The 15193-nt window shown below is 39.7% G+C and carries 12 protein-coding genes; 7 read left to right on the forward strand and 5 right to left on the reverse strand.

The genetic code is table 11. The annotated features are described in order from the left end of the window. The first annotated feature begins 251 nt into the window (after positions 1-251). The 4 genes from WJP93_RS00190 to WJP93_RS00205 all read left to right on the forward strand — a co-directional run bounded on the left by WJP93_RS00190 (position 252) and on the right by WJP93_RS00205 (position 4614). On the forward strand, positions 252-653 hold the full coding sequence (locus WJP93_RS00190; RefSeq protein WP_337546169.1) for a hypothetical protein: 402 nt from the start codon (positions 252-254) through the stop codon (positions 651-653). 8 nt (positions 654-661) lie between these two features. Then, entirely contained in the window at positions 662-784 is a 123-nt protein-coding gene (locus WJP93_RS00195) for a hypothetical protein (RefSeq protein WP_337546170.1), read from the forward strand. A gap of 123 nt (positions 785-907) precedes the next feature. Beyond that, positions 908-1726 (forward strand): alpha/beta hydrolase-fold protein, encoded by an 819-nt coding sequence (locus tag WJP93_RS00200; protein ID WP_337546172.1) that lies wholly within the window; start codon positions 908-910, stop codon positions 1724-1726. Positions 1727-1998: 272 nt separating this feature from the next. After that, a complete protein-coding gene (locus WJP93_RS00205; protein ID WP_337546174.1) occupies positions 1999-4614 on the forward strand; it encodes a cation-translocating P-type ATPase in 2616 nt (871 codons plus the stop codon). On the opposite strand, the gene WJP93_RS00210 is transcribed toward WJP93_RS00205, so the two are convergent. The 4 genes from WJP93_RS00210 to hcp form a co-directional block, all read right to left on the reverse strand. Then, positions 4611-5981 carry an MATE family efflux transporter gene (locus WJP93_RS00210; protein ID WP_337546175.1) on the reverse strand — a complete coding sequence of 457 codons (1371 nt, stop codon included), beginning with the start codon at positions 5979-5981 and terminating at the stop codon, positions 4611-4613. The two genes, WJP93_RS00205 and WJP93_RS00210, sit on opposite strands and share 4 nt — an antisense overlap. A gap of 84 nt (positions 5982-6065) precedes the next feature. Next, positions 6066-7565, reverse strand: a complete 1500-nt coding sequence (locus WJP93_RS00215; RefSeq protein WP_337546176.1) for a helix-turn-helix domain-containing protein — start codon at positions 7563-7565, stop codon at positions 6066-6068. Position 7566: 1 nt separating this feature from the next. Further along, complete coding sequence (locus WJP93_RS00220; protein WP_262535887.1) at positions 7567-7836, reverse strand: MarR family transcriptional regulator; 270 nt, start codon at positions 7834-7836, stop codon at positions 7567-7569. 1077 nt (positions 7837-8913) lie between these two features. Further along, positions 8914-10515: a hydroxylamine reductase gene (hcp, locus tag WJP93_RS00225; protein WP_337546181.1), complete on the reverse strand. Its 1602-nt coding sequence runs from the start codon at positions 10513-10515 to the stop codon at positions 8914-8916. Between the two features lie 177 nt (positions 10516-10692). Here hcp and WJP93_RS00230 point away from each other — a divergent pair, with 177 nt between their 5' ends. The 3 genes from WJP93_RS00230 (at position 10693) to WJP93_RS00240 (ending at position 13965) form a co-directional block, all read left to right on the forward strand. Then, complete coding sequence (locus tag WJP93_RS00230) at positions 10693-11379, forward strand: Crp/Fnr family transcriptional regulator (RefSeq protein WP_337546177.1); 687 nt, start codon at positions 10693-10695, stop codon at positions 11377-11379. A gap of 87 nt (positions 11380-11466) precedes the next feature. After that, positions 11467-12531, forward strand: coding sequence for a S66 peptidase family protein (locus WJP93_RS00235; protein ID WP_227101136.1), 1065 nt, complete (start codon positions 11467-11469; stop codon positions 12529-12531). A 78-nt stretch (positions 12532-12609) separates the two neighbouring features. After that, positions 12610-13965 carry a sodium-dependent transporter gene (locus tag WJP93_RS00240; protein WP_262535891.1) on the forward strand — a complete coding sequence of 452 codons (1356 nt, stop codon included), beginning with the start codon at positions 12610-12612 and terminating at the stop codon, positions 13963-13965. Between the two features lie 109 nt (positions 13966-14074). Here WJP93_RS00240 and WJP93_RS00245 read toward each other — a convergent pair whose 3' ends face one another. Then, positions 14075-14938: a helix-turn-helix domain-containing protein gene (locus WJP93_RS00245; protein WP_308732300.1), complete on the reverse strand. Its 864-nt coding sequence runs from the start codon at positions 14936-14938 to the stop codon at positions 14075-14077. Between the last annotated feature and the right edge of the window lie 255 nt (positions 14939-15193).

Genomic DNA, 15193 nt, shown 5'->3' on the forward strand with positions numbered 1-15193 from the left:
ATGATGCTGCCAGAATCTAAGGAATCCCACGGTTTTAACCGTGGGAGTATGTCAATCGAAACTTGCATAAATACTGGATTTATGAGGTGATTTTGATAATTAATAATTTAATTTTAAACATTATAGGTGACCATAAAATCCAGTGAAATATTACATTTGTAAGAGTAGGTATCCAGTTTACTGTAAAATCGTTTCCTGAATTAGAAAATGTTGAAACTGTTGAAAGCGATACCATTGAGATTGAGAATCTAGTGAATGCAAATGCAAATACAAATGGAACGATAGAAGTCTGGAAAGAAAAACTAAACAGCTTCAAGTTTTCAGATGAGCGAATTGAAGAACTTGAAGCTTTGCTTGCAATGGTTCCGAAATCGAAACTTCCAGATGGTGACAGTGAAAAAGATTCTAGAAATCTTTATATGATGCAAAAAATTGCCAAGTTAATACGGGTTGAAAATGACAAAAGGGTAGAGGGAGGAAGGATAAGAAGTAGATTTTTCTACTTAAAGAGTTTGCTTGAAAAAGATATTGTAAATGCAAGTGCACAACGCCAAACTGTGCCGAGGGGTACACAAGCATTTCGTAATTTTACGGAGCGTACAAACAATAATTATATGGAAAAAGTCATGAGGCAATATCGAGAACGATTGTGAATCTGCTCATGCGTTTTTATGATATCGACAGCGGAAAGATTATGATTAGCAATCAAAATCTTGGTGAGATTGCAAGAGGAACACTCCGAAAAAATGTGGTGATTGTGTTGCAGGATACAGTTTTGTTTTAAGATACCGTACTCAACAATTTGAAATACGCAAATGCACAAGCAACAAAAGATGAAAAAAACATCGACATCAGAAGTTTCGCACGCTATAATACGGATAGACAGGAAGTTGCCTAGGGCAGTCGGATGGTTGAATCACAGGAAGGAGAAGCTAAGGGGAATATAGAAATTTTTGAGTTCTTCTTGGCAGATGCGATGAAAAGAGAATATATCGAACATTATAGTAACAGTCTGGGAAAGCAGATGCACATGTGTATCTATGGTCACGCGGGAGTTACGGTGCTAGGATTTCCAACACAGGATTCAAATTGCCACAATTATGAGGATTTTGGAATCATTTACCATCTGAGTGATTTTATTGAACAGGGCCGCATTCAAATAGTGACAGTGGATTCGGTGGATGAAGAAAGCTGGTCATGTGAAAATGGTATTCCTTCGTGGCGGTCAGCAAGACAGGAGCAGTACCATAATTATATTATTGAAGAAGTGTATCCGATTCTGATGCAAAAAAATACATCGAATATGCTGCCAATTGTAACAGGCCCAAGTTTAGGTGCTAATCAGGCCGCTATTACTTTTTTGCGTCGCCCAGAGTTATTTAGCGGACTGATTGCGCTTTCAGGTGTGTACAACAGTGATTACTTTTTTCACGGCTGGTGTGATGAAAATCTTTATAAGAACTCGCCAGAGCGTTTTTTAGAGAATATGCCGGCTGATCACCCGTATATAAGGATTTATAATCAGAAAAAAATAGTTTTCTGTGTGGGTCAGGGTGCTTGGGAATATGACGGTGCACAGACGCTTCGCAATTTAAAACGTATTTTTGATGAAAAGAAAATTAATGCGTGGTGTGATTTCTGGGGAAGCGATGTTTCACACGACTGGTATTGGTGGTTTATACAGCTTCGATATTTTATTACGATTTTATTGGAAGATCAGGGTTGACTTTTTTAGACGTGGTGTGGTATAGTGACACTATCAGAGTGGGAGAAAAACTGCTTTCATTTTTCTGAACAATTGAATATTGTGAGGGAGTAGTTCGCGGACTGCGTGATTTGTCAACAGACTCGGCATATGCCTGGCAAATCTTAAAGAATGAGACTCATGTGTGCTTTTCTAATAAATAGGGCATACATGGGTCTTTTTGCATAGTTAGCGATAGAAAGCAAAAAATGATTCTGAAATAAAAAAGAAAACTGGCAGAAGGAGGGTTTTGTATGACGTATCATAATAAGGAAAAACAAGAAGTCTTACAGGAACTTAATGTGCAGGAAGCAACAGGACTTTCGTCATCGGAGGTGAAAAAGCGCCGGGAGCAATATGGCGAGAATCGATTGCGTGCAAAGAAATCAAAGAGTAATTGGGAGAGATTTGCAGAGCAATTTAAAGATGTAATGATTCTGATATTACTTGCAGCAGCGGCAATTTCTTTTGTGGTAGCATGTGTGGAAGGTGATCCGGAAGGCTTTTTTGAACCATTGCTGATTTTACTGATAGTGGTTGTAAATGCGATAATGGGTGTTATGCAGGAAAGCCGTGCAGAGAAAGCACTAGAAGCATTAAAAAGTATGTCGGCACCACATGCACGTGTTCTTCGTGACAAGGCAGAGTCAATCATTGATGCATCAGAGTTAGTGCCAGGTGATATCATACGCTTAGAAGCAGGTGATTTTGTTCCGGCAGATGCAAGGCTTTTGCAGAGTGTCAGCTTAAAGAGCGAGGAGTCTGCGCTAACAGGTGAATCAGTACCGGCAGAAAAAGATGCAGGTGCCTGTCCAAAGGCAGATGCACCGCTGGGAGATAGAAGCAACATGGTTTTTTCAGGCTGCAGCATCACATATGGAACTGCTGTAGCAGTTGTGACAGCAACTGGAATGGATACTGAGATGGGAAAGATTGCCAATCTTTTGGAAGGAGCCGATGATGGACAGACACCTCTTCAAAAGCGCCTGGCACAGCTCGGAAAATATCTTGGAATTTTGGCATTAGCAGCATGTGCAATTATCTTTGTTGTTGGTCTTGCAAACGGACTTGAAGTAATGGAAATCTTTATGACATCTGTATCACTTGCTGTATCTGCAATTCCAGAGGGACTTCCTGTAATTGTTACAATTGTATTGTCAATCGGTGTACAGAGAATGGTTAAGAAAAATGCACTTATTCGTCGTCTGCCAGCAGTTGAGACATTGGGAAGTGCATCCGTCATTTGCTCAGATAAAACGGGAACGCTGACACAGAATCGAATGACCTTAGTAGAAACATATCTTGATGGGGAAACACAGGCTAATAAGCTTGAAACAAAGCCATCAGAGGAAGTAAAGACACTTCTTCGTCTGGGAACACTTTGCTGTGATGGTGCTGTTGTATTTGATGGTGATAAGGAACAGCATATCGGTGATCCGACTGAGACAGCTATTGTGCTTGCTGCACATAAAAATGGAATGCCAAAGGAAAGTTTGGCAAAGCAGTATCCGCGCCTGGCAGAGCTGCCATTTGATTCCGACAGAAAACGCATGACAGTTGTTTGTCGTATGGATGGAAAACTTGTTGCAATTGTAAAGGGTGGATTTGATGTTATGGAACCTCTTTGCACATCAGGAAATTTATCACAGGCACGTCTGGTAATGGAAGAGATGAGTGAGCGTGCACTTCGCGTACTTGCAGTTGCTTATAAGGAAATTGATAAGATCCCAGATGAAAAATCAATGATGACTCTTGAAGGAGATCTTCATTTTTGCGGACTTGTCGGCATGATTGATCCTCCAAGACCGGAGGCGAAGGCAGCAGTTGCGCGATGCCGCAAGGCGGGAATTAAGCCGGTTATGATTACAGGTGATCATGTAGTGACAGCTTCTGCGATTGCAAGAGAGCTTGGCATTATGAGAGAGGGCGACCGCGCTTTAACTGGTGCACAGGTAGATGCAATGACAGATTCAGAATTGGATGAACAGGTGGAAAGCATTGCTGTTTATGCTCGCGTGTCACCTGAAAATAAGATCCGTATTGTAAAATCCTGGCAGCGAAAAGGTCAGGTAGTAGCGATGACTGGAGATGGTGTAAACGATGCACCGGCACTGAAGGCTGCTGATATTGGCTGTGCGATGGGAATTACAGGAACAGATGTGGCTAAGGGAGCAGCTGATATGACGCTTACCGATGATAACTTTGCAACAATTGTAGATGCAGTGCGAGAAGGCAGAGGAATTTATGCCAATATTAAAAAAGTAGTTGGTTATTTGCTTGGCACAAATATTGGAGAGGTGATCACCGTCTTTACTGCAATGATGCTGTGGCATAAGACACCGCTTCTTTCTATGCAGCTTTTATGGATTAATCTTGTAACAGACAGTCTGCCGGCAATTGCACTTGGTATGGAAGCAGTAGAGTCTGAGGTTATGACACAAAAACCAAAACCCAAAAGCGAAGGTTTATTCGCTCATGGGTTTGGCGTGAGAATTGTTCTTCAAGGTGTGATGTTTGGATTACTCGCATTGTTTGCATTTATGATTGGTGAAAAATCAACAGGAACAGTGGCAGGGGGTCAAACAATGGCGTTTGCTGTGTTAGCATTGTCACAGGTAATTCAAGCGTACAACATGCGTTCAGAGCATTCGCTGTTTAAGATTGGTGTGTTTACAAATAAAAAGTTAAATCAGGCAGCGCTTCTTTCTATTGTGCTTGTGCTTGCAGTACTGTTTACACCACTTCGCATTCCGTTTGGACTTGAATTGCTTTCCTTAAATATGTATCTGACAGCACTAGGAATGGTTTTAATTCCAATTTTAGTGATGGAGTTTTCTAAGGCATTTGGGTTAATTCGCCATCAGCATTAAATTTGCTTCTTACTGTGCAAACCTACTTTATGATAATAAATAAAGAGAAGCACGCTGCAAAGAATCCAACCTAATGGATATCCTAAGGCAACAGATGTAATGGTGTTAAAACATTTTGAGATGATGAACAGATAAATCTGACGAAAAACAATAAAGCTTCCCATCATAATGACCATTGGCGCGGTGGAGTTTCCTGCACCGCGCAGTGCATTGGCATAAATCTGGTTAAAGCAGATTGCAATATAAAATGGCATCATCAGTTGAATGAAGCGAACACCAAATGCAAGTACCTCTTCATCCTGTGTGAAAAGGGATGTCAGGGTAGGTGCGAATAAAAGAACTGGAAACATCAAAATTATGGCAGTACCGATTGCGATAATAAGCGCAGTGGTAGTGCCTTTTTTTGCACGATTCATATTGCCGGCACCAAGATTTTGACCGACAAAGGTAGTGACAGAAAGGCCGACGCTCTGAATTGGAAGCAGACAGAATTTGTCGAGCTTTCCGTATGTGGTCCATCCAGCCATGCAGGAAGATCCAAAGTGGTTGATGTATGATTGAACAAATACATTTGAGAAGGATGTAACAGCCATCTGAAGTCCTGCTGGAAAACCGATGCGAAGAATAGACAAAGTGGTTGCTTTATCAATGCGAAGATCTTTCCAGACAAGCTTGTAGGCATTCGTCTCTTTTGTCAAAATGGACAGCACAAGAATTGCAGATATCCACTGGGAAATGATTGTTGCGTAGGCAACACCAGATACGCCCATGTGAAAAACAATTACAAAAACGAGGTCGAGAATAATATTTGTGACTGCACAGACAATCAAAATATAAAGTGGCCGTGTAGAGTCACCGACTGCGCGCAAAATTCCAGCCCCCATGTTGTATAGCATAAGACCAGAAACACCAGCAAAATAGATTGTCAGATATCTGGAAGATTCAGGCAAAACATCTTCTGGTGTATCCATTAAACGAAGAAAAAATGGTGACAAAAATAGTCCTGCAATCGTAAAGAAGACAGCAAGCACAAGTGTAAGTGCGATTGTGGTATGTACAGTACAATGAAGTGCTTTGTCATCGCGGCTTCCAAAATTGTGGGAGATAACAACACCTGCACCAGTGGATAAACCAGAGAAAAATCCTATTATGGTGTTGATAATGCAGTCAGTAGAGCCAACTGCTGCGAGTGCTGTTTTGCTGACATAATTGCCCACAACAATACTGTCAACAGTGTTGTAAAGCTGCTGAAACAGATTTCCTACAAGGAGTGGAAGCGCAAATAGAATCAGCTGCTTGGCAATGTTTCCTTCGGTCATTAGCCGGGCACCGGAGGAATGCTTCTTTTGTGAGAAGGAAAAACTCATGATAACGCCTTTCTATTATGATATGAATGATACTGAAATTATATCATAGAAAGAGCAGTGGAGAAATGGAGAAAGTTGGCTTTCTTATCCTTCATAATATGGTTTGGGCATATTATAATTAATTTGGTTTATTATCGACAATTTATTTTCTTCCCTCGCAAAGTATAAAGCAGTCCGAATCCAACTTAATGGACTGTAGATTTCTGTGATTTGAGAAGCATATTTTTCGATAACATAAAGAATGTCCCAGCTATCTAGTTTGAGCAATTTACTGATTACGATATCGGTTGGCTTTTGCTCTTTTCCAATCATAATCGTAGTGGTATGGCTGTTTAAAAGGTCATATAAAATTGCAAAAATCGAATCAATAGCATTGGAACGAATCCTTTGCTGCGATGCTATTATGTATACACTCTCGAAATCAAAATGTCGATATAAAAAATCCTTTGAATATCGTTCCAATTTCTCATTAGAGTCACTAGGTAGTTTCGATATTTGGGCTTGACTTTTTAATTCTGATGATGTATCATCACTTATAGATGAAACATCTACAAAATTTACATTATTTACGGAAAGCGATTCGTCTTTTTCTGATGCGCCAACATCGGAAAAGGACGCTTTCTTTTTATTCGAATCTTTAATCAGAATGTTTTCTCGCGCTGCCTGTTTTTTAACTGTGTATCCAAGAGAATGTATTGTCTCTGCAATGGCTGAAACTTCACTTTGGCTGAAGGTTTCTGGCAGAAGTTTAGAATCTTTGGCTTTCCACAGATCTGAGCTATCATAAATAATATAGGTATTGCTTATCTGCCCTTTATTTTTTGAAAAACGTGTTTGTTTGATAAGCAATTTTTTTTCGATCAGTTTCTTTAAAGTATACTGAACGCTGCGTTCTGACATGCCTGTTTTTCTTGCTAGTGTTTCAATACTTGGAAACGCAGTACCGTTTTTACGAGCGGCGCCATAGCGCATTAGTAAAATTAGTATAAGCTTTTCTTTTGAACGAAGTCCTTCAAAATCCAAAAAATCATTATAGATAATCGTAAAAGGTCTAACACCTTTTTTTACTACAAAATTTACATTATTCGCGGAAACAAATTCGCTTTTTTCTGATGCGCCAACATCGGAAAAAGAAGTTTCCTTATTAACCGGTTTCATTACCTTGTATCCAGCAAAGTGGAGTAATTCAATTGCCTCTTGAATTGTATCACCAAAAGTATCAATATTGCTTGTATTACTTGAATCAGCTTTCGATGATTTCCAAAGCAAAGGATTATCTTGTATCATATAAAAATTTGCTGCTCGGGCTCGACTGCCATTGCGATAGCGAGCTTGCTTACAAATAAGCTGTTTTTCTTCTAATGCTTTCAATGTGATTTTAACAACTTTTTCTGCAAGACCAGATTTTCTTGCCAGTCCAGCAAAACTAGGGAAAGTTGTTGGTGGATTATTCTTTCCATAGCTATCATAACGCATCAGAATAGCCAGCAAAATTTTTTCATTTGAATTGAGTATTTCACAATCCAAAAAATCGGTATGCAACATGGTAAATGACCGGACATTTTTGCTATACAATATGTCCATATTAAATCGTCACAAAATATTGGTTTGTGATTGTCCTCCCATTTTCTTTTCTATTTTGTTTTAAATTACATTTTAAAAGTCCTTTTTCTTTGAGACTTTTTATTGTTGTAATTGCGGTTGGTTTTGTAACGCCCATTTTTTGGGCTAAATGTTCGTAGCTAATGTTTCCATTATCAGTATCTAAGAGAATTATTAATGCAATTTTTTCTCTGCAATTTAAAGAATCATTATATAAAATTTTTCGCTCTACTAATATGAAATCATTTGCCACAGTTGTATACATCACCTTTCTTCTTTTATTTAAAATATAGTAAAAATATTTTACTGAATGTAGTATAACATGTAATTTTAAGAAAAACAACTGCTTTTTATAAAGAAGATGAATGAAAGAGTATATGTAAAAAGTATATATATAAATGTATATATAGGGTGCAACATATATCCAATCCCGGTGCAAAATACACCCAACCCCAGTGCAATATATACCTAACCCCGGCGCAAAATACACCCAATATACACTACCCCCGGTGCAATATATACCCAATCTGATGTAAGATAGACTGAATATGCAATGCTATAAGTGTTTCCTTGATTACATTCTTTATGTGTGTAGTGGTGCCGCCAATGGCGGCAGAGCCGGAGCGACGGATCCCATGGGGCGGTGGGTCGTCCAGATCAACGACTGGACGAGATGATTTTCAAATTAAATATTTCGTCTATATAAAGAAGAAAGAAAATAAAAGAAGGAAAATTTGCTAGAAAACCTAGGAAATAAGCCATTTCATTTATTTTTGAAGTGTAATATTCGTACATCATTAATGTAATATTTTTACATTTTAACTTTAATTTTATTACAGTAATATTTTTACATCATTAATGTAATCTACGTTACAGCAATTATTTTAGATCTGTGATTTTGGGAGTATATTGAAATGCTAGGTGCTTTTTACGGCCTTTGCAACCGCAAAGTTGCGTGATAGTTGGTGGCGCAACCGTCGGAAAACCACTATAATGAGGGTACAAAATGAAAGGAGGGCAGCAAAATGCAATTAGGTCTGAATTAGTGTATCATGATTATTCTGGGAATTTTTCTAATAGCGGAGGAATTTTTGAAAGAAGCAAAGAAGTAAAATGCATGTTTGTTTATAGTATTTGTAATTTATGGCTATAATATGTTCTTGCCAAACTAATACTAGGGTATTACTTTTAAATAGAAGGTAATATTCTATATTAGCTGTAGAGGAGTTACCATTGAAAAAAACAGATAAAAAATGAAGAGAAAAACGTAAGCACAACATGAGCGCTTACGTTTTTCTCTTTTATAGGAAATTTAAGGAAGCTAGAATAATTACCCTAGAATCTCCTTCAGGTCAGCCTCTGGTGTTGTAACAGGTGCGATTGAGAAATGTTCAACGAGGTAATTTAACACATTTGGAGAGAGGAAAGCTGGTAGTGTCGGTCCAAGCTTGATGTTTTTGATACCGAGGTGAAGCAGTGTAAGGAGGATGCAGACTGCCTTTTGTTCATACCAGGAGAGTATCATGGAGAGCGGCAGGTCATTCACGCCACATCCAAATGCATCGGCAAGTGCGACAGCTACCTTGATTGCGCTGTAGGCATCGTTGCACTGTCCCATATCCATCAGGCGTGGGAAGGCTCCTATGGTACCAAGGTCGAGATCGTTGAATCGATATTTGCCGCAGGCGAGTGTCAGCACGATGCTGTCAGACGGTGTCTGCTTTACAAATTCGGTGTAATAGTTGCGGCCTGCGCGAGCACCATCACATCCGGCAACGAGGAAGAAATGGCGGATTGCGCCAGATTTTACTGCATCGATAATCTCACCGGCAGAGGAGAGAACAGCATTTTTTGCAAAGCCGGTCATAACGGAAGTTCCACCGTTGATTCCGGTAAAGTGTTGATCAGAGGAGTATCCGCCAAGTTCAAGAGCCTTCTTGATAAGCGGTGTAAAGTCCTTGTGACCGTTTTCATCCTTAATGTAAGGCGTATTTGGAAATTGTACGGAGCCTGTTGTGAAAACGCGGTCTTCATAGGAAGCCTTTGGCGGCATTAAGCAGTTTGTTGTAAATAGAATCGGTGCCGGAAGAGAAGCAAATTCCTTCTGCTGATTCTGCCATGCGGTACCGAAATTGCCCTTCAAGTGAGGGTACTTCTTAAGCTCTGGGTAAGCGTGAGCCGGAAGCATCTCGCCGTGGGTGTAGATATTGATGCCCTTGTCCTTTGTCTGCTCAAGAAGCTGCTTGATATCTTCAAGATCGTGACCAGTTACAACAATGAATGGGCCTTTTTCAACAGTCAGGGAAACGGATACCGGTACCGGATCTCCGAAGGTTTCTGTGTTTGCACGGTCAAGAAGCTCCATGCAGGTTAGGTTGAAGCGGCCAACCTCCATAACAATCGGAAGCAGCTCGTTCATGCCCCAATCCTTAGACAGGGAGTCGAGTGCGGTTAAGAAAAACTGGTTTAAAGAAGCATCGGTGTAGCCGAGTGTCATTGCATGGTATGCGTAAGCTGCCATACCGCGCACACCAAACAGAATCAGAGACTTTAAGGAGCGAATGTCCTCGTTTGCATTCCAGATATTGTTCATATCATAATCAGAAACGATAGAAACATTGCAAGCGTTAGCTGTTTTTGTAGCAGCTGCGTGAATGCGTGCGGTCAGATTTTTGATAGAAGCATCATCGAAATTTACATTTGTAATGGTAGCAAATAGTCCTTCTAAGATCAGATGATTAATCTCATTCGCTAAAGATGCACTCAGATTGTTATTGGAATTTTTGTTTGAACAGGCAGCAATGTTTGCAAGGGCGATTAAGGCTCCGGTTAACGTGTCCTGAAGCTTGGCTGTCATTGCGGACTTGCCACAGACACCTGCTCTAGTGCAGCCGGTGCATCCTGCAGTCTGCTCACACTGGAAGCAAAACATACTGTTTGACGCATTTATATTTGCTGTATTTGTTATATTCTGGCTCATATTTAAATCCTCCTAAAGTTTGTCGTGTGATTTTTCTTTTCGTGATGGACAAAGTATAGTATAATAATCAAAGATTGTCGGTTGAAATTTCAACGAAAAAAGAAAGTTTTATACGGAGGTGGATAGCAAATGAAAGAATATCTTCCTATTATAAAAGCACGATCAGGGCTGTTTAGTGGCATTGAGGAGAAAGAACTGGAAAAGCTGTTTGGCTGCCTAGAGGCGAGAAAGCAGACCTATCGAAAAGAAGAATATATTTTAAGAGAGGGCGAACAGACAAAAGTGCTGGGGCTTGTGCTGTCTGGAAGTGTTCTTATTGTTCAGGATGATGTCTGGGGCGGGCGAAATGTTCTTAGTGTGCTTGGACCTTGTCAATGCTTTGCGGAGGTGTTTGCCTGTGTGCCGGGTAGCGTGCTAAATGTAAGTGTGGAAGCTAAGGAGGACACAACCATTCTATTTTTAAATGTCGGTCGAATACTTTCAATCTGCCCGGACGGATGTAGTTTTCATGCACAGTTAATTCAAAATCTGCTGATTGATATGGCACAGAAAAATCGAAAGCTCAGCGAGAAAATCACGCATATGGCAAAACGTTCCACAAGGGAAAAGCTGCTGTCATATTTGTCTGAACAGGCTGTAAAAAACAAGTCTTCCGAATTTGAAATTCCCTATAACAGGCAGCAGTTAGCTGATTATCTTGGCGTGGATCGAAGTGGCTTGTCTGTGCAGCTGTGCCGTCTGCGCGATGAGGGGATGCTGACATTTCATAAAAATAAAATTCGGCTAATTTACAAGGACAGCACAGATATGATATGATGAAGCAAGAGTCAAAAAGTCCATGGCGAAAGATAAATAATAATTAATGTTGTGGCTTTGTGGAAGCGAAAGGAGTATAAAATAAATATGAGATTTCCAGAGTTTTTAAAGAAAAATGGTACTATTGGATTTGTTGCACCGTCATTTGGATGTAATATTGAGCCTTATAAAACGTCATTTAATCATGCGCTTGAAAAGTTTCATGATATGGGGTATCAGACAATGCTTGGTCCAAACTGCTTTGAGGGAAGTGGAATAGGAATCAGTAATACGCCGGAAAAATGTGCAGCAGAGTTAAATAAGATGTATTTGTCAGATGAGGCAGATGCGCTGATTTCCTGCGGCGGCGGTGAGCTGATGTGCGAGATCTTGGATAATGTAGATTTTGATGCAATTAATGCAGCAAAGCCAAAGTGGTATATGGGCTATTCGGATAATACAAACTTTACATTTTTATTGACTACAATTTGCGATGTGGCATCCATTTATGGACCATGTGCCGGAACATTTGGTATGGAACCGTGGGATGAATCAATTGAAGATTGCTTTTCACTTTTTACAGGAAAGAAAATGATGATGCAGAGTTATCCGCTCTGGGAAAAGGAAGGGCTGCGCGATGAGGAGCATCCGCTTGAGCCATACAATCTGACGGAACAGAGTCTTGTGAGAGGTTTCCTGACACAAAAAGACCACACGGGTGAGGTACAGGCATTTGAGACGGAAGGAACCATCAAATTTAAGGGCAGATTGATCGGCGGCTGCATGGATTGTCTTGTAAATTTAACGGGAACAAAGTTTGATCAGGTGAAGTCATTTAATGAGCGATACAAGGAGGATGGCATTATCTGGTATTTGGAATCGTGTGATTTGAATGTATTTGGTATTCGACGTGCAATTTGGCAGATGATTCATGCCGGATGGTTTGAGCATGTTAAGGGCTTTTTGATTGGACGTCCGCTTCATTTTGGTGAGGAAATGATTGGCTTAGATCAATATCACGCAGTGATTGATTTGTTAAAGGAATATCAGGTGCCAGTGCTGATGGATCTGGATATCGGTCATTTAGCACCGATGATGACGCTTATAAATGGAAGCACTGCATCTGTGTGTGCAGAAAACGGAAAAGTAAAGATCAATATGGAGCTTGTCTGAGTCATTGACACAAGGCAGAATGTCATGATAAAATAAACAAAATTGCTGTTTGTGCAGCATTAAAAAGGAGGATGGCTTTTGAAACGAGAATCTTTTAAATCGCGCCTTGGTTTTTTGCTTGTAAGTGCGGGGTGTGCGATAGGAATTGGAAATGTCTGGCGTTTTCCGTATGTAACGGGACAAAATGGCGGCGGAATTTTCGTACTGTTTTACTTGATCTTTCTGGTGATAATGGGATTGCCAGTTCTGACAATGGAGCTGGCAGTTGGTCGTGCCAGCAGAAAGAGTGCGGTGCTTGGCTATAAGGCACTAGAGAAAAAAGGCAGCAAGTGGCATATCCATGGATGGGTGGCAATATTTGGATGCTGCATGTTAATGATGTACTACACCACGGTATCTGGATGGATGGTTACATATTTCTTTAAGTTTTTGACAGGCAGCTTTAAGAGCGGAATGACAACTGAGGATACTGCGCAGGCATTTTCTAATTTGCTTGGAGATCCAAAGCAGATGGCATTTTGGATGATTTTAACAGTTGTAGTTGGTTTTCTTGTCTGCAGCAGAGGATTACAGAATGGACTGGAGAAGATCAGCAAGTTTATGATGACTGCCCTTCTTTTGCTGATTGTTGTTCTTGCTGTGCATAGCCTTACATTGTCAAATGCAGCAGAGGGTGTAAAATTTTATCTTGTTCCAAATACAGAGGCTGTTGCAGCTGTAGGATTAAAAAATGTGATTACAGCAGCGATGAATCAGGCATTTTTTACGCTAAGTCTTGGCGTGGCAGCAATGGAAATTTTTGGAAGCTATATGGGAAAGGATCACACATTAGCAGGAGAGGGTGTACGAATTTGTGCACTTGATACATTTGTTGCAATTATGGCTGGTTTGATCATTTTCCCGGCATGTTTTAGCTATAACGTGGAAGTAAATGCAGGCCCAAGTTTGATTTTTATTACATTGCCAAATGTTTTTATTAATATGTCAGGCGGACGCATTTGGGGAAGCTTGTTCTTTTTATTTATGACATTTGCAAGCTTTTCTACTGTGATTGCGGTATTTGAAAATATTATGTCATTCTGTATGGATATGTTTGGCTGGTCAAGAAATAAGGCTGCACTGATCAATTGCATCGTTATTTTGATTGCAAGTCTTCCGTGCGTGCTTGGCTATAATGTGTGGAGCAATTTGCATCTGATTGGAGGGCGCGATGTGCTTGACAGTGAAGACTTTATTGTCAGCAATTTGCTGCTTCCTATAGGTTCTTTAATTTACCTGCTGTTTTGCGTAACAAAGTGGGGCTGGGGATTTGAAAAATATTGTGAGGAAGCAAATACAGGAGATGGCATAAAAATTTCAAAGAAATTAAGGCCATATTTCCAGTTTATTCTTCCGATTTTGATTGTTTTTATTCTGATTCAGGGATTAATTTAAAAATAGTTGAAATTTATGAAAATAGAAAAATAGGTAACACAAAGAAGCGTATCGGTTAAAGTAATTTGACTGGTACGCTTTTTTATTGAAAAAAATTATATCACTTTAATCACCCATCAGGAATGTGTGGCTGGCTGCCTTTATATAGAGCATTTCGAAGCCAGCTGACAGGATCATAGATGGCACCATGTTCAGTTTCATTATTGTAAGCATCGATTACACCAATAATGGCATCAAAAGTTAAGCCAAGAAGCTCATTTTTCACAACCGCTTGAGGAATAGAGTCCTGTCCGATTTGAATATAGGCGCTTGGATCATTTAGCATATCATATAAAACAGAGAAAACAGTATCTAACACTTTTTGATCGTGTTCATTTTCAAGGAAATTTAGTCCGCCATACGGATTTTTAAAGCTGCAAATTAAATCATAGTTGAAGTATTGATATAAATAGTCCATGGAATATTCTTCTACATTTTTAGAAGGCATAACTTCCTCGGAGTCAGATGTATCTGAAAGCGATAGCTGTTCTTGTGAAGCGGCCTGTGAATTAGAAACAGTCTGTTCTGTTGGACTTTGTATTGTATAACCTGCAGCTCGAAGCAATTCTGCCATTTCTTCAAGTTCTTGTTTTGAAATCTCTTCTGAAAGTTCATCAGATGTTTCTGATTTCCAAATGTCAGGATCATCAGTAATAGTATAGGAGTTACTCATTCGTGCACCGTCAGCTGTATAGCGTGGGTGTCTGGAAATAAAATTTTTTTCTTCTAATGATTTAAGTGCATATCGGACAGTGCGCTCAGACAGACCGATTTTTTTCGATAATTTAGGAATGGATGGAAATGCAGTTCCATCATACCGCATCAATGTGATCATGACCAATTTCTCTTTTGAATTTAATCCTTCATAATCCAAAAAATCATTGTGGATCATCGTGAATGGGCGGCAGTTTTTAATCTGTACTTTGTCGTTCATGGTTAAAGTAGTACATGATACTGGTTAGCCGATCTTCCCCCAGTCATGATCTCTTCTCCTTTCCTAAATTTGTAATTTTTATATTGGCTTGAGTATACCATAATGGTAGGAGAAAAACAATAGCTTATTTAAAGGTACTGCATATTTTGCAGTGACACATGCAAAATATGCAGTACACCCTGCAAAATACGCAGTACACCCTGCAAAATATGCAGTACCAAACAAAGTTATCCCCAAGTTATCCCCAGAGTTATC

Origin of the sequence: Anthropogastromicrobium sp., assembly GCF_037349415.1 — a bacterium.
In the GTDB taxonomy this organism is placed as follows: Bacteria; Bacillota; Clostridia; order Lachnospirales; family Lachnospiraceae; genus Anthropogastromicrobium; species Anthropogastromicrobium aceti.